This is a genomic window from Pedobacter sp. 10L46_2 (assembly GCF_056395165.1).
In genome coordinates, this window is record NZ_JBFTIZ010000239.1 from 1 (window position 1) to 14898 (window position 14898).

The 14898-nt window shown below is 37.5% G+C and carries 18 protein-coding genes; 11 read left to right on the forward strand and 7 right to left on the reverse strand.

Features of this window, described 5'->3' with window-relative positions; genetic code table 11:
* The 3 genes from AC1DDX_RS20525 to AC1DDX_RS20535 form a co-directional block, all read left to right on the forward strand.
* Positions 1–292: sigma-70 family RNA polymerase sigma factor (locus tag AC1DDX_RS20525; RefSeq protein ID WP_477622500.1), on the forward strand; the 292-nt coding region annotated here is incomplete at its 5' end.
* An 87-nt stretch (positions 293–379) separates the two neighbouring features.
* Positions 380–1366: a FecR family protein gene (locus AC1DDX_RS20530; RefSeq protein WP_337716335.1), complete on the forward strand. Its 987-nt coding sequence runs from the start codon at positions 380–382 to the stop codon at positions 1364–1366.
* A gap of 174 nt (positions 1367–1540) precedes the next feature.
* On the forward strand, positions 1541–4318 hold the full coding sequence (locus tag AC1DDX_RS20535; protein ID WP_288879429.1) for an outer membrane beta-barrel family protein: 2778 nt from the start codon (positions 1541–1543) through the stop codon (positions 4316–4318).
* 47 nt (positions 4319–4365) lie between these two features.
* Here the strand turns inward: AC1DDX_RS20535 and AC1DDX_RS20540 are convergent, their stop codons facing one another.
* A complete protein-coding gene (locus AC1DDX_RS20540) occupies positions 4366–4743 on the reverse strand; it encodes a winged helix-turn-helix transcriptional regulator (protein WP_430709558.1) in 378 nt (125 codons plus the stop codon).
* Positions 4744–4817: 74 nt separating this feature from the next.
* Between AC1DDX_RS20540 and AC1DDX_RS20545 the strand changes: the two genes are divergently transcribed.
* Positions 4818–6242 carry an MFS transporter gene (locus AC1DDX_RS20545; protein ID WP_288879428.1) on the forward strand — a complete coding sequence of 475 codons (1425 nt, stop codon included), beginning with the start codon at positions 4818–4820 and terminating at the stop codon, positions 6240–6242.
* On the opposite strand, the gene AC1DDX_RS20550 is transcribed toward AC1DDX_RS20545, so the two are convergent.
* Genes AC1DDX_RS20550 through AC1DDX_RS20560 form a run of 3 tightly spaced genes read right to left on the reverse strand, consistent with a single transcriptional unit; the run spans position 6239 to position 7943 of the window.
* Complete coding sequence (locus AC1DDX_RS20550; protein ID WP_477622501.1) at positions 6239–6505, reverse strand: winged helix-turn-helix domain-containing protein; 267 nt, start codon at positions 6503–6505, stop codon at positions 6239–6241. The two genes, AC1DDX_RS20545 and AC1DDX_RS20550, sit on opposite strands and share 4 nt — an antisense overlap.
* Complete coding sequence (locus AC1DDX_RS20555; protein ID WP_477622502.1) at positions 6477–6710, reverse strand: response regulator; 234 nt, start codon at positions 6708–6710, stop codon at positions 6477–6479. The genes AC1DDX_RS20550 and AC1DDX_RS20555 overlap by 29 nt, the downstream gene beginning before the upstream one ends.
* Before the next feature lie 24 nt (positions 6711–6734).
* Positions 6735–7943, reverse strand: a complete 1209-nt coding sequence (locus AC1DDX_RS20560; RefSeq protein ID WP_477622503.1) for a sensor histidine kinase — start codon at positions 7941–7943, stop codon at positions 6735–6737.
* A gap of 214 nt (positions 7944–8157) precedes the next feature.
* On the opposite strand from AC1DDX_RS20560, the gene AC1DDX_RS20565 reads away from it, so the two are divergent.
* From AC1DDX_RS20565 to AC1DDX_RS20575, 3 genes are read left to right on the forward strand one after another with little or no spacing between them, the layout of a single operon-like run.
* Positions 8158–9066 carry a GLPGLI family protein gene (locus AC1DDX_RS20565; RefSeq protein ID WP_288879425.1) on the forward strand — a complete coding sequence of 303 codons (909 nt, stop codon included), beginning with the start codon at positions 8158–8160 and terminating at the stop codon, positions 9064–9066.
* Positions 9066–10067, forward strand: a complete 1002-nt coding sequence (locus AC1DDX_RS20570; protein WP_477622504.1) for a carboxypeptidase-like regulatory domain-containing protein — start codon at positions 9066–9068, stop codon at positions 10065–10067. Before AC1DDX_RS20565 ends, AC1DDX_RS20570 begins: the two co-directional genes overlap by 1 nt.
* The gene (locus tag AC1DDX_RS20575) at positions 10039–11607 is read left to right on the forward strand and encodes a TonB-dependent receptor (protein WP_477622505.1); all 1569 of its coding nucleotides are present in this window, start codon (positions 10039–10041) and stop codon (positions 11605–11607) included. Before AC1DDX_RS20570 ends, AC1DDX_RS20575 begins: the two co-directional genes overlap by 29 nt.
* Here AC1DDX_RS20575 and AC1DDX_RS20580 read toward each other — a convergent pair.
* Positions 11593–12012: an SRPBCC family protein gene (locus AC1DDX_RS20580; protein WP_172663086.1), complete on the reverse strand. Its 420-nt coding sequence runs from the start codon at positions 12010–12012 to the stop codon at positions 11593–11595. The genes AC1DDX_RS20575 and AC1DDX_RS20580 overlap by 15 nt on opposite strands.
* A gap of 88 nt (positions 12013–12100) precedes the next feature.
* Here AC1DDX_RS20580 and AC1DDX_RS20585 point away from each other — a divergent pair, with 88 nt between their 5' ends.
* Genes AC1DDX_RS20585 through AC1DDX_RS20600 form a run of 4 tightly spaced genes read left to right on the forward strand, consistent with a single transcriptional unit; the run spans position 12101 to position 13200 of the window.
* Entirely contained in the window at positions 12101–12271 is a 171-nt protein-coding gene (locus AC1DDX_RS20585; RefSeq protein WP_477622506.1) for a DUF1905 domain-containing protein, read from the forward strand.
* Positions 12264–12419, forward strand: coding sequence for a YdeI/OmpD-associated family protein (locus AC1DDX_RS20590; RefSeq protein ID WP_477622507.1), 156 nt, complete (start codon positions 12264–12266; stop codon positions 12417–12419). The genes AC1DDX_RS20585 and AC1DDX_RS20590 overlap by 8 nt, the downstream gene beginning before the upstream one ends.
* 12 nt (positions 12420–12431) lie before the next feature.
* Entirely contained in the window at positions 12432–12824 is a 393-nt protein-coding gene (locus AC1DDX_RS20595) for an acyl-CoA thioesterase (RefSeq protein WP_288879423.1), read from the forward strand.
* A gap of 13 nt (positions 12825–12837) precedes the next feature.
* On the forward strand, positions 12838–13200 hold the full coding sequence (locus tag AC1DDX_RS20600) for a putative immunity protein (protein WP_172663083.1): 363 nt from the start codon (positions 12838–12840) through the stop codon (positions 13198–13200).
* Here the strand turns inward: AC1DDX_RS20600 and AC1DDX_RS20605 are convergent.
* Both AC1DDX_RS20605 and AC1DDX_RS20610 read right to left on the reverse strand, forming a co-directional pair.
* A complete protein-coding gene (locus AC1DDX_RS20605) occupies positions 13197–14381 on the reverse strand; it encodes an acyltransferase family protein (protein ID WP_337716333.1) in 1185 nt (394 codons plus the stop codon). The two genes, AC1DDX_RS20600 and AC1DDX_RS20605, sit on opposite strands and share 4 nt — an antisense overlap.
* Positions 14369–14898 (reverse strand): hypothetical protein (locus AC1DDX_RS20610; RefSeq protein ID WP_477622508.1); only part of this gene is annotated, 530 nt, incomplete at its 5' end. The genes AC1DDX_RS20610 and AC1DDX_RS20605, both read right to left, overlap by 13 nt.

Genomic DNA, 14898 nt, shown 5'->3' on the forward strand with positions numbered 1-14898 from the left:
CATGGGAATGGTGCTAACTTTACAGACAAGTTTAGGATCAGAAACTGAACAGCAAATAGCGTTAAAAGAATTAAAACAGACTATTGGTAAATCTTTGGAAAAATTATCTCCAAGAGTTCAAGAGATCTACCATTTAAGCCGAGAGGAAAACTTAAGCATTCCTGAAATAGCAAATAAATTACAGCTTTCTGAGCAAACCGTAAAAAATCAACTAACGTCTGCTTTGAAGCATTTGCGCCGGTCATTAACAATTAGTTCTGTTTCTGCACTAGTATTTTGGTATCTATATTAGCGGTTCTATAATACGCTAAAAAAAAAAATTTTATTTTCTCATAGTACCAAACGGGGGTTCATACGACTATTGTCAAAATCCGATAAAATGAACCGCGATAATATCGAAGCTTTATTAGACCGTTACCAAAAAAGAGAGACTTCTATTGAAGAAGATCACCTGATTGAAAAATGGCTGGCAGAAAATGGAAATGCTGATCCCGAGTGGCAACAATTAGATCGTTCTGGTAAAGATCAATGGCTTTCTGATGTGTTTATGGAGATTAAGGATACTATTAAGGCAAATGAGCCTAAAGTAGTGCTAATAGAATCAAGAAGATACTTATGGTACAAAATTGCAGGTGTGGCGGCCGTGTTAATTATGGTTTTTGGCCTCTACTTAAGCTGGCCACTATTAGAAAAGCGCATGCTGTCGCAAGATTTAACCTCACTGTCCATTCCTGATCATGAAAAAAAACAGATTACCCTTGCTGATGGTACCCAGGTTTGGTTAAATGCCGGTTCTGAATTAAAATATCCTAAAGAATTTAATGGAAAAACAAGAGAGATTTATCTTTCGGGTGAAGCCTATTTTGATGTTAAACATGATGCCGCGAAACCTTTTCTCATTCACACAGGAAAAGTACTTACCACAGTACTGGGAACTGCCTTTAATATTAAAGAAGATCAAAACAAGCATACGCTGGAAGTTACGGTAACCAGGGGTAAAGTGAGTGTAGCAGACGACGGTAAGGTTTTAAGCATTCTTACCAGCAATCAGCAGGTAAGCCTTGATATGATAAGCAGAAAACCAATCGAAAAAACAATAGATGCTCAAACGGTTATAGCCTGGAGGGATGAGAATATACTTTTTGATGATATTACGCTTGCAGATGCAGCAATACAGCTTGAACAGCATTTTCATGTGAAGATTACTTTTAATAATGACAAATTAAAAAGATGTCGATTTAGCGGCGCAACACTGAAAGGAGATCAACTGAACAAAATTTTAGACGTGATCACTGACTTTAATAACGCAACCTGGGAAACCAAATCAAGTGGACACATCGTCATCTATGGCGAAGGTTGTAATTAATATTATCTGCAAAATTTATTTAGATGAATAACGACTAAGCTTTATATACGCTGAATATGCCTCAAGGAAGTAGTGTCAGCAAAATAACCTGTAAACCGACGGCCATCGGTCTACAGGAATCCCGGAGTATCCGGGGCTTTAAATAATTGGAATCACTTAAAACATTTTAAAATTATGAAAAATTCTGCAACAATGTGGAATATGGGGATGGCATGTGCTTATCTCATTGGTATAATAATATTAAATAAACAATTTATAGTCTGGTTGATGCGTGTAAGTACTATCATATTTCTTTTCCTCTTAACTTCATTGCAGTTCCTCATGGCTGTACCGGTAAACGGTCAGAAAATGAGCGATTGCAAAGTTACTATTAAACTGGAAGATGAAAGTTTACTAGCTGGTTTAAAAAAAATTGAGGCACAAACGAATTTCCGATTCTATTATAGGAAATCGGAAATAAAGGAAATTACAGACCTCAATATCGCATTTAGTACAAGAACGGTAGAAAACACATTATATGAACTGTTAAAAAACACGGATTTTTCTTTCCGACAGGTCAACAATAATATTCTACTGGAAAGGCGCAGACAAGAAACCGGGTATACTGTAAGGGGGAGGGTAATAGGTTCTGACCACAAACCAGTTGAATTGGCTACTATCCAAATTATGAAGGTTACTAATCAAAGTATTGTTTCTACGGCACTAGCAGACACCGGTGGCCGATTTAGCCTAAAGGTTTATGAGCAGGGCGACTACTTGCTTAAGGTATCGTCAGTGGAAACAGACAGCTTAATACAGAAAGTTATCGTAGGGAATGCAGAGGTACTTGAAGTGCCTGATATTGTTCTTAATAAATCAGCTATACAATTAAAAGATGTTACTATTACTACTACAAGGCAGCTAATCAGTCGCTCTCTCGATAAATTGATCCTAAATATAGAGGGTAGTATCTATGAAAAAGGTGAAGATGCCCTAAAATTATTTAACGTAATACCTGGTGTTTATGTGAGTGGAAAAGAAATTGTGTTCAGGGGCTCTCAAGGTGTGACTGTATATATTGACAACAGGAAAGTCTTGCTGTCGGGAGATCAGTTGTTATCTTATCTGCGGTCTATTCCTTCTGAATCCATCAAATCTTACGAGCTGAAAGCAGTTCCTGGGGCCGAAAATGATGCGCAAAATGGCGGGGTAATTATAAATATTGTTTTAAAATCTGAGTACAAATACGGGCTTAGCGGTAATGTAAGCAGCGGATACTGGTATAATAAATACGACAACACAAAAGCTACAACGTTTTTGAATTACCGTGCAGGTAAATTTAATTTTCAGGGAAGTTTTAATTATTTCTGGACACCGGCTTTTTATGAAGATAACATTAGTCAGCAGTTCAAATCAACAGGCATTATTAGCAAGCAAACTGAAAAGTACGACGAACGTTACCACAGCATAGGCTATAATGCTAGTGTGGATTATAAACTGAATTCTCAACAAACGGTTGGCGTCAGTTACAATATGTTTACCAATCCTGGTAGTGTCAGTAGTACATATAAAACAGATATTGATTATCTGGCCAATATAAAGGCAAGTACTGTCGACTCTTCTTTGCACACAAAAAAAAGCACTACATTTCGTTATGTTAACCAAATGGCTAACGCATTTTACCGGAATAAACTTGATACAATTGGTAGTAAACTGGATATTGGGTATAGCTATATTTCCTATGGCTTGAGAGACCCTTCTGCTTTAGAAACTGAATTTTTAAACGGAAATGGGGCAGAATCCCATTCTCGTGATAGCTTATTCACCAAGACGATCGGCAAATCTATGGTGCATGTAGCCAATATAGATTTAGAAAAACATCTTTTTAAATCACTTGTATTTAATACAGGAAGTAAATTTACTGCATCCAATACGGATTATTCAATGGATTATCGAAATGGCCTGAATGAGCAGTCTCCATTAGATCCCTTAAAGTCCAACAGGTTTTTGTATAGTGAATATATTCTGGCCTTCTACGGCACGGTCGCCAAGTCTTTTAAACAATGGGATTTCAAAGTTGGAATAAGGGCTGAACAAACTAATTACCATGGTAAATCAGTTACTACAGAACAAACTATCGGACGTAACCAGTGGAACTTTTTTCCATCTGCTTTTTTAAATAGGAAATTTGGAGAAAATCATTCACTTACGCTCTCATATAACAGAACAATAGATCGCCCTGGATTCAGACAATTGAATCCTTTTGTTACCTATGTAAGTCTTAATAGCATCCAGGAAGGAAATCCTAACTTACGATCTTACTTCAGCAATAATTTGCAATTGGAATATTTGTTAAAAAGGAAATACAGTTTTACTGTTGGGTATCAAAATACCAATAATGCCATTACTGAGAATCTCACTAATATTGGGGATGTCATTATTTCAAGGGACGAAAATATCACTGACAATAATAATGTTTTCACCTCTTTGTACATTCCAATAAAGTTAACCAATTGGTGGGAAATTAATACGAGTGCCACACTGAGATATCGGACGATAGATATTCATGGCACTGAAGCCTTAAACAGGTCTAAATTTACACAATACCTTAGGACTGCCAGTAAGTTTAATTTGCGGAGAAAGTACTTTGTTGAGGTTTCAGGATTTTATAAAACCAGTGATTTCTATGGTATTTATGACCAACAAAGAGTTGGCAAACTGGACATAAACATAAAGAAGAGCTTTCTTAATGATCGACTAACTTCGAGTTTTGAATTGCAGGACCCTTTTCATTTATACAAACCTCGATATGAAATCAATACTGCGGAATTTACCAGAAACGTTTTAAGGAACAGACTTGATTTTGTGAGGTATATTGGCGTTTTCTTCACCTATAATTTCTCAAGTGGGAAAAAGCAAGACAATAAGGAAAACGTGGACGCTGCAGGAAATGAAGCGAGGGGACGTTTGTAGCCTCACCTGGTCATCCTCTCTTTACCTCGAGAGGATGACCTTACCTTTTAGAGGACACCCTCTTTATTGTGGATGCAATAGGTATTGCCCCATTCGTTTAGCAATTCAATAATCGGAACCAGGGTTAAGCCCAATTCAGTTAACTTATATTCTACTCTTGGTGGTGATTCTGCATAAACCGTTCGTAAAATAATACCATCACGCTCAAGCTCGCGCAATTGTGTAGTAAGCGTAGCCTGGGTAATATCAGGCATCTTCTTTTTAAGTGCCCCAAAACGCTTCGGACATTCCAATAAAATAGCATTCAGGATCAGCAGCTTCCATTTGCCACCAATAATACGAAGCACTTTTGTCATCGGGCAGTTATATTCTCCGGTTTCCTCTTTTACAAATGGCTGTAAATCAATATTCGTATCTTTTTTCATACCTGGTATCTTTTTTAAAACTACTTGTGCACCTGTCTCAAAGACTTCAATTTTGCTGGCTAATTTAACCAAAAATGAGCAGACAAATTTCAAAATGGTTTCTATTGACAATTATCTCATCTTCTATTTTTTTAGCAGTTATTGATATTTTTATTGTTAACGTAGCCTTACCCTCAATACGTAAAGGCATTAATGGTTCTGATGGTGATATCCAACTCGTTATTGCTTTATACCTGCTTGGTTATGCAGCCTTTCTGATTACCGGAGGGAGGGCTGGTGACCAGTTCGGGAAGAAAAGGGTTTTTCTGATTGGAATGATTGCTTTTACCGTTGCCTCTGCCTTTTGTGGCATTTCTCAAACTGCTTTTCAGTTAAATCTAGCCCGTTTGCTACAGGGCATCAGTGCAGGTTTTATGATTCCCCAAGGTATTTCCTATATCCAGGTGCTTTTTCCAAATCCTGTGGAACGTATAAAAGCTATTAGTATTTATGGAAGTATTGCCGGCTCAGCGTCTGTTATCGGACAATTTTTAGGTGGTCTATTGCCCGATCTGCATTTCATTGTGGCAGGCTGGCGCCTTATTTTCCTAATCAATGTTCCTTTGGGGCTAGCTTCAGTTTTCCTTGCAGTAAAATTCCTGCCCAGCCAGAGCAGTCAGGCCAAAGAGAAATTCGATTACTCAGGTGTGCTACTTCTTACATTAACTTTAATGGCTTTAATTTATCCCTTGATCCGCGGCAGGGAGTTAGGGTGGCCACTTTGGAGCCTGATTTGTGTCGGAGGATCTGTGCCGTTGCTACTTTGGTTTGTCTATGATCAGAAACAAAAACTCAACCGAGGAGGATACCCCCTCATCGACATGAAACTGTTCGCCTTCAAAGATTTTAACATAGCACTTTGGGCTGTATTGTTTTATTTTATGGTACAGGATTCTTATTTTCTGCTCAATGTGATCCTGTTACAAATAGGATTTGGAATTAGTTCTACAGAGGCAGGTTTGTTCTTTGTATTGCAGGGACTTGGTTTTGTGGTCGCATCGCTGGTCTCAATCCGTTTGGTACCCCGGTATGGGAAAAAAGTATTGCAGGGTGGAATACTGATCATGATTATTGCCAGCGCATTGCATATCGTTGTATTCAATTCAGTCGACATTAACCGGTTTATTGCTTATCCTGTTCTGTTTATATATGGATTTGGTTGTGGTTCGGTGCTTCCATCATTGATGACAATGGCATTAAAAAGCATACCAACAAAGTTTGCCGGCGCGGCTTCTGGCACTTACGCTACGTTTCAGCAAACTGCCATTGCTCTTGGTATTGGAATTATTGGCGGCCTGTTCTTTTCTCTGGCTGGCGAAAATCCTTCAACTATTACTTATTTAAAAGCTTACCAGACCGCCATGTCCGTTAATATGTTCTTGCTTGTTTTAGTAGGTTTGTTTTTAGTATTACTCCCCGAAAAGAAAGCCGTGGCTGCAAGTGCAAACTTCTCCCATTAATCGTTGATGATTAATTTATAACCCACTCCACGAATATTTACAATTTCAATATTTGTATCGTGCTTTAAATGTTTACGTAATTTGGTAATAAATACATCCATACTTCTGGCAGCAAAAAAATTGTCCTCTCCCCAAAGATAATCTAAAGCTAATTTTCTGGCTAGCACCTGATTCTTATTCTCAATCAGCATCTTTAATAAGGATGCTTCGCGAAAAGACAGCTTTACACTTTCGTTACCTAATGTTAATTCCAGCGGTATCAATCTTTCGGATATCTTCCGTTACTGAAAAACCATCTTTTTCGGGCATCATCACATCCAGAATGCAGATGTCAGGCTGAAAACTTCTAAATACTGAATAGGCCTTAATTCCGTTTTGAACCCATGATACCTCAAAATCTCTTGTTTCGAAACTTTCTTTTATGATCTTTCCTAAAAAGGGTTCATCTTCTGCTAATAATATCTTCAATTTAACCATTTTGATGTTTCATTGTTATACAGGTACTGTAATGATGAAAAAAGTTCCTTTGCCTATACTACTTTTTAATTCAATGGTGCCATTATGTTTTTTTACAATGCCAGCAACGTAATTTAATCCAAGACCAAATCCCTTTACTTTATGGAGATTGCCTGTAGGAACGCGGAAAAAGCTATCAAATACCTTATCATGATAAGCCTCAGGTATGCCGATACCATTATCGCCGATAACTATCTCCAGTAGGTTTTCGCCAGCATTTATTCCATATGTGATCTCGATCTCAGGAGGTTCATCCGTATATTTTAGACTATTGTCGATTAGGTTATAGATTACGTTTGAAAAATGATCAGCATCTATCATGGCCTCAGTTTTTCCTGTAATGGGTTTAATCGATAAGCTTGCATTTCTTTGCTCAAGCTGGGGCCGCATATTGGTTGCTACATCATTTATGAGTTTACCTATGTTCTTTTTTTGCAGGGAAAGTTTAATCTCACTTCGTTCAAATGCTGCCATCCTCAACACTTTTTCTATCATAACCGAAATTCGCTTAAGTTCGTGTTCGCATATGTCCAGATACTCTTTCGCTTGTTCGGGCTTTTTCATCACATCAAAACTTTTCATTGCTTCTACCGCAAGCGATACCGTTGATATCGGAGTTTTAAATTCATGAGTCATGTTGTTGATGAAATCAGTTTTTATTTCCGATAGTTTCTTCTGCTGAAAAATGGTGCGTAGCATATATACAAACGCCAATATAGTTATGCCAATCATCAATACAGAAGCCAACAAAACCCATTGCATTTGTTTAAACACATACTGAAAATGGTTGCTCACGGTAATTTGCAACAAATACGGTTTTGATAAGCCTATAAATACTTGAAATTTCTTTTTAGTGCTGTTTGCAAATAAAGTGCTGTCGCTAATAAAATTATCGCCTTTAGCACTGGCGTTTGATAATTTAAAGGCAAAGGTCGAGTAGATTCCCTGATTCTTTAAAAGGGCATCTAATTCAGTTCTTAAATGCTGCTCCAGAGCTGCAAATTCATTTTTCTTATAATTGTAGCCGGTACTTATGGTTAGCTTCTTTCCTTTAAATTGAATTTTATTTCTTAGGCCAGCATTTGGTTTTTCTGGTAGTGTATCTACAAAAGAATAAAAGATTGAACGAGACCTGGAAGTAGCGCAGAAAGATTCCGGCAAGCGAGCAGGCAACAATGAGTACAATAAACCGAATTCTTTTTGATAACATTTCGAAATCTATAAGGTAGTAGCAAAGATATGATAATCATGCTTTTATAAGCGATCTGATAACACTCATTAACACTGGTTAACACTATTTAACACTACCGTCTTTAGTTAACGTTATTTAACACTCATTTTCCTGCTAAAGCTGTTGTCTCGCCATAGTTTTGATATACAGACCTTAAAAAAGAAGACAATGAAAACAAAAGAAATGTTAATTGCATTTGCGCTGCTTACGCCAATAATCTTTACAAATTCGAGTGCCTTTGCCCAAGTCAAAGATCCTGTTCTGGCCGAAATCAGATATGACTTTGCTCATGTAACAGACACTAATCATCGGGATAAACCCAAAAAAGAAGAAATGGTTCTTTATATCGCCAAAAACTCAAGCTTATATAAAAGCCAGAGTCTGGCTACTAAAACCGAAGAAGCTTTAAAACAAATGAAGGAGTTTAGCAGTGGAAATGAAGGAGGGCATCAGATGCTTGCTTTTAGTTCACCAAATCTTACAAACGAAGAGATTTATAATTTTCATCAGGACAAGAAAATGCTGCTGATAGATAAGGTTGGACTTACTGCATATAGTATACCTCAGCAATATCCCTCAATTGATTGGCAGATCAGCAATGAAACAAAAGAAATTGGAGGTTATAAATGTCAAAAAGCGATAGCCGCATTTCGGGGACGAAATTATACTGCATGGTTTACGGCAGAACTTCCATTTCCATATGGTCCCTGGAAATTGAATGGTTTGCCCGGGTTAATTCTGCAAGCAGAAGATGATAAGAAAGAAGTGGTATTTAATTACGCCGGATTTGATAAAAAAGAAGAAGGATTGGTAAATATTGAACTTCAGAAAGGGATAACTGAAACAACTTCAGCTGATCTTGCGAGAGCAAAAAAAGTTTTTGAGAAGAATCCAGGTGGTAATATGTTAAGGAATATGCCAATTCCGGCTGGTGCAAATGTGCAAACAAAAATGGTTTTTAAAGATGAAACAGGCAAGGAGATGACCAAAGAAGAGATGGATGCTAAAATGAGCATGTCAAATAAAATGAATGGAAAGCCTGTATTTAATAATCCATTAGAATTATCCAATAAATAATGAATAGTATCAGATTGCTAATTAGTGTTTTGTTGTGTTGCCTGACCTTTTCCGCATATTCACAGCAGCGCCAAATAAAAGGTATATTAAAAACAAATACAGGCAAACCTGTGGCTTATGCAACGGTGACAGTTAAGTCGCAGAATCAAAGTATTTTAACCTTTAAAGCTAGCGATGTTGAAGGGAACTTTTCACTGCTGCTACCTGATACAGTTAAAATAACGGAGTTGTTTATTGAAGTCAATTATCTTGGTTATAAAAAGTCCGTCACGCCAATAGCACAGGGAAAAGTAAGCTATGAAATATTGATGGAGGAACAAGTAATAGACCTATCAGAGATTGAAATAAAAAGCAGGCCCAGAACCCGTTCCAGTGGAGATACATTGAGTTATGATGTTGGATCTTTTGCCAAAGGAGAAGACCGTACTATTGGTGACGTGATAAAGCGAATGCCCGGTATGGAGGTAAACGAAAGCGGCCAGATAAAGTTTAATGGTAAGGACATATCTAACTTATATGTTGATGGAGATGACCTTCTGGATGATCGTTATGGAGTGGGTACCAAAACCATTCCGAATGGAATGGTTCAGGATGTAGAGGTAATGCAAAACCACCAACCTAACAAAGTGCTTAAGGGTAAGGCGCTGAGCGAGGATGTTGCCCTTAATCTTAAAATTAAAGATACTGCCAGACTAAAGCTGGCCGGACAAATAAAGGTAGGAGCCGGATTACCTGGGCAATACGACGAGGAAATCAACTCGATTTTATTTAACAAGAAATACAAGATGCTAAATGTGCTTAAGGGAAATAACACCGGAACTGATCTGGCTCCTGAACTTACCGCATTTAATCAGCCGGGTATGCGATCAAATCTGGGGAACTCCCGTCCATCACCTCTGCTGTCCACCGGAACAGTCGGGGTGCCGGAACTTCCTACAAATCGCTATTATTTCAACAATTCAGGGTCTTTAAATGCTAATAATCTATTTAATTATTGCTGATCTTTCCGTGCGACTTGAAGCGAATAAGGATAAGTATTATTTCAATAATTCACTAAAGCTTGGATACAATAAACAGATGGGAAGGGGAGCCCTGTTAAATAATAATTTGAACATGGGGCAATATTTTAAAAGCCAGGTTGCCGATTTTTCTAACCGCTTGCAGTATATACCAGCCATTAGTAAAAACAATGTAATTAGTTTGAACTGGTATTTGAATTACTTTAACAATCCACAAACATTAAATATAAACCCTGGAATTAATGCCGATGTTTTCAATGGCGGATTGGCTTACAAAGGAATCAATCAATATGTAGAGACACCTACATGGTTCAGTAATGCATCGATAGGTGTTCGGTTTTCAAAAGGATTAATTAAGCAAAATTATCAGTTTGCTGTCCAAAATGAATGGCAGGAACTTAACTCTGAACTCAGATTTAATCAAATAGATGGGCAGAAAACGCCATATATTGGAAATCCGGACAATCATGTAGAATGGACTCGTCATCAAACATATCTGAATAGCAATTATGAATTGAAAAAGGGGAAATGGGAAACCATATTATCATTGCCACTTTCTCTGCAGTACATTGCCTATCGGGATTCGGCCTTCGGCCTTAGTGAAAAAAAGAACCGCTTTTTGTTTAATCCCAGCTTCAGAACAAAATATTATATTCAGGCTGAAGATTATTTGTCAGCAAATTATGCTTACACTAACCAGACAGGTAATATAAATGGAATTTATCATGGAACCATTTTAACAAACTATCGCAGTTTGGAAGCCAACAATGCTATTTTACAAGAGCAGCACGCGCATAATTTTGGTATGAACTACAATTTTCAGCGAACTATTAGTATGCTTTATATTAATGCAGGTATCTCTTATACCAAAGCTACCTCAAACACCATTGCCTCAAGAGAGATAACCAATAATATATCAAGTACAGTATTGCTACCTTATACAAACGATGTAAGCGCATTTAGTGCAAGTGCGGGGTTTAGTAAATATGTCTTTGCACTAGGGGCAACAACAGGCGTTAAAGCATCATGGGGTACCACACGTTTTAATCAGTTTCTTAATGAAACCTTGTTACCTTACAAGAATATTTCCTTTACCATTCAGCCAAGTATAGAGGCTCGCTTATGGGATCAGATCAGCTTGAAATATGAAGGTTCAGGGTCGTGGATTACAAGCAACCCCTTAAACAGTACTTCTGAGGGTAATCAATATAGCCAGCGGATACGTCAATCTGATCAAACATTTAGCTTGGGTTATTCTCCTGTTAAAAATACATTTTTGCGCTTCAGCGGCAGACATCAGTATACCAGTCAGCAGCAAACGGAGGATATTCGCTACTTCTTTGCCGATGCTAACATTCGGCATAGGATTCTAAAATGGCGGACAGATATTGAATTGGATATCACAAATCTTGCAAATATTAAGGCATATGATACCTTTAGTTTATCAGCTAATCAGTTTGGGTATAACCATTATAATCTAAGAGGAAGGATGGCAGTACTGAAGTTTCTATTTAATCTTTAGATCGCTGGGAGACTCTGCCACTTTTTTAAGTTCCTGCAGAGCAGCCTCCCAGCCACTAACTGCATCACCAAACTCCGCATCTGTCAATTCCTCTAATAATTCCTCGGTAGCATGGAGTATAGTATGGTCATGTTTAAACATAGTGGTATAGCTGATCACAGAGGACAGTTCCTGCATATCCTTACCCGTAAATAATTCATGTTTAAGATATTCACCTGGCCTGTAGTCTAGCAGCCTGCCGTAAGTGATCTGGGTTCCGGAAAGATTTTGCCATCCAAAAAAAGAGCCCGGATTCCAGTCAGTTTTATATATCCCGCCCAGCTTTCGGGTAATTAATGGATTGGTAAATACCTTCCATACTTTATCAGGAGTAGTGTTGATCAGGACAGATTTTTCTATGCGCATCAGTTTTAAAATAAAGGTAAAATTCTAAATCAAGTTTAGTTATTTTTACAACAAATCAAAACCATGATCATTAGATTTTTTTTATAAAATGTCAAAAGCACCGCTCATTGAAGGAACATTTCTACTGGAGAAAATACCGGGCAAAGGTGGCTGGACTTATTTGAGGCTGCCTGGAGTTAGCTCAGATTATAGAGGTAAATTCGGAACTGTGAAGGTGAGTGGCACTATTGATGATTATGAATTGATGAATTATGGATGAACCTGAAGCTTATCAAACTTACCAGAGCTACACTGAAACTGAACGCAAAGCTTTTCTGGATTGGATTGGGGAGGCAAACCAGGACGAAGTACGGGTACGGCGCATTGCTCAAACCATCGATTTGCTGCTAAGCAAACAAAAAAGGTAATTTAATAGAGATATGAAAGACTATATTTTTGAAATTCAACTGAAAGTAAGGGACTATGAATGTGATATACAAGGCGTAGTAAATAACGCAGTTTACCAGAATTATTTGGAGCATGCAAGGCATGAGTATCTTCATTCGAAGGCAATTTCGTTTAAGGAGCTTACAGAACAAGGCATTTTGCTAATGGTGTCCAGAATAGAAATGGATTTTAAGAATTCATTGACTTCAGGAGATGTTTTTTCTGTGAAGCTGTGGATTGAAAGACAAGGGGTAAAAATGGTGTTTTTTGAAGATATCTACCGGCTGTCAGACAATGCGCTTTGTCTTAAGGCTAGAGTAGAGGCAATAGCAAAAATAGATGGTAAGCTAACACGAGGTGAGGTCTTTGAAACTTTAAATCTATAAAAAACAGGGAATAATGAATAAACATCAGGCTTTGACCGCTTGGGCCGCTGCTTGTGCTGAACGTGTGCTATTTGTTTTTGAAGAGGCCAGTCCTTTTGACAAAAGACCACGTGAGGCAGTCGCTGCTGCCCGTTCATGGATTCGCGGAGAACTCAAAATGACTGAAGCAAGAAAATTCGCTTTTGCTGCACATGCGGCAGCGCGAGAGGTGATTGATATCCAGGCTATCGCTGCTGCCAGATCTGCTGGGCATGCAGCCGCTACCGCTCATGTGCCTGCTCATGCTAAATATGCTGCATCATATGCACTTAAGGCAGTAAAAGATATTGAGGATGAAAAGGAATGGCAACAGAAATATTTTCCTGATAACCATTAAATGATTTTCTTAACCCCTGGAATCAGTAAAATAAATGATCCAAGTACAAAGCTGCCTAAAACTACTAATGGTGCTACAACCAGCAGTTTTATTGCAGGTTCAATGGCCCAATTTCTTGCCGCCAGCGTAAAACCAACTACTACTAGCGGATGAAAAATATACACAGCAAAACTACTCCGTGATAGTTTAGCGAGCATTGCAGAAGAAGTGTTCCAACTCCTTTTCCCTTTAATTAATAATGCAGTTAGGATAGAAACACCAATCCATTGTTCCCACACAGCGTATAATAATGCCTGCCAATGAAGACCCCCGGAAAACCAGGGAGAAGGTGTATCTAGTTTAAATTTAATAATAAAAAACACTGGATAAAACAATAAACATAGCCAGGCAGATGTTTTGAGTTGTTTGCCTGTTTTATCAGAAAGTCCATCAAGCCAGTTGTTTTTGGCCGCTAACAATCCAATAATAAATAATGCAATATATTGCGAAAAGTGCCCTAATTGAAATCCGATTGGTTCAAGAACCCATCCAACAGGAAATATGATTCTGACCAAAAAACTAATTATTCCTAATGTTGCAGCAAACAATAATATGCTACGTGAGTTTGGCGCTGCCAGGTTTTTTTTGAAACTAATTATAAATGCTTTTTTTGTCGCCACATAAATTAGGGTAAAAAGGAGTAATGCTGCCACAAACCATGTAACGCCTAATTCGATCCAGTGATCATATCCGCTCAGATATTCAAAATAGTTAATATGATGCTCGTTTGCAAAATAGTAGACAAGATAGCTGACGAATGGTGAAAGAATAAAGGAATAGAATAATATAGGGATTCCTAACCTGACCAGACGGTCTTTAATAAATTTTGCTGTCCCTTTTTTAGAATAAGAAGAGTAGGTAAAATAGGCTGCCAACATGAAGAAATAACCCATAAAAAAGGACTGATTTAAGCTTACGAACATTATCATAGGAATACGTGCTCCTATAACAGTAGTTTGTTCATTATAATACCAGCCATCAGAAGAACTATAAGCAATAAAAGTGTGATGAAGCACAACTAATATTGTTAATAGAACTTTAATATTCTCTATGTATAATAATTTGTTTGATGAACCAGAATCCTGATTCAAGGTGACAGGTACAGTTGACATAATAAATTGGCTTAATGTTATTGATGACAAACGTACAACAAGAAGAAACAGTTACATGTGGTTATGTCAAATTGAGTTAAAGAAATCCGCTTTACTTCTGTAGTAATTTGATTGCCGTTTGTTTTCGTCAATTCAATATAATTGCCATCTGCTTTCACAAATAGCAATTGGTCTATATCCAGGCTAAAGTTATCTTGTTTAACCTGAGTGTTCACATACAGTTTTGACGCAGCATCTGTTGTTTTTGATTTAATATTTAGCTGAATAAATTGCAACACAAACGGTGAGCCTTTTTTCGATTCAAAATAGAAGCTGGATAATCTTAGGAAGAAATAGAAAAAAATACCCGCAACAAAACAGTTTCTGATTTCTTCCCATAGATAATGCCACGACCAGTTGTTTGTATTGTTGTATATCAGGTCACGCATAAAGAAACTTGATAACCCTGCTAAAAGAAGGATGACTCCAATCTGTAAATATTCCTCAAACAAAGTCCAGTTTTCGGATTGATATTTTCTTTTTCTAATATAATTGAGCCCTCCAAAAT

What these genes read in the sequence shown, in the direction of transcription:
- AC1DDX_RS20530 (WP_337716335.1), top strand. Translation starts at nt 380, where the DNA reads ATGAACCGCGATAATATCGAAGCTTTATTAGACCGTTACCAAAAAAGA.
- AC1DDX_RS20535 (WP_288879429.1), top strand. Translation starts at nt 1,541, where the DNA reads ATGAAAAATTCTGCAACAATGTGGAATATGGGGATGGCATGTGCTTAT.
- AC1DDX_RS20540 (WP_430709558.1), bottom strand. Translation starts at nt 4,743, where the DNA reads ATGAAAAAAGATACGAATATTGATTTACAGCCATTTGTAAAAGAGGAA.
- AC1DDX_RS20545 (WP_288879428.1), top strand. Translation starts at nt 4,818, where the DNA reads ATGAGCAGACAAATTTCAAAATGGTTTCTATTGACAATTATCTCATCT.
- AC1DDX_RS20565 (WP_288879425.1), top strand. Translation starts at nt 8,158, where the DNA reads ATGAAAACAAAAGAAATGTTAATTGCATTTGCGCTGCTTACGCCAATA.
- AC1DDX_RS20570 (WP_477622504.1), top strand. Translation starts at nt 9,066, where the DNA reads ATGAATAGTATCAGATTGCTAATTAGTGTTTTGTTGTGTTGCCTGACC.
- AC1DDX_RS20575 (WP_477622505.1), top strand. Translation starts at nt 10,039, where the DNA reads ATGCTAATAATCTATTTAATTATTGCTGATCTTTCCGTGCGACTTGAA.
- AC1DDX_RS20580 (WP_172663086.1), bottom strand. Translation starts at nt 12,012, where the DNA reads ATGCGCATAGAAAAATCTGTCCTGATCAACACTACTCCTGATAAAGTA.
- AC1DDX_RS20585 (WP_477622506.1), top strand. Translation starts at nt 12,101, where the DNA reads ATGTCAAAAGCACCGCTCATTGAAGGAACATTTCTACTGGAGAAAATA.
- AC1DDX_RS20590 (WP_477622507.1), top strand. Translation starts at nt 12,264, where the DNA reads ATGGATGAACCTGAAGCTTATCAAACTTACCAGAGCTACACTGAAACT.
- AC1DDX_RS20595 (WP_288879423.1), top strand. Translation starts at nt 12,432, where the DNA reads ATGAAAGACTATATTTTTGAAATTCAACTGAAAGTAAGGGACTATGAA.
- AC1DDX_RS20600 (WP_172663083.1), top strand. Translation starts at nt 12,838, where the DNA reads ATGAATAAACATCAGGCTTTGACCGCTTGGGCCGCTGCTTGTGCTGAA.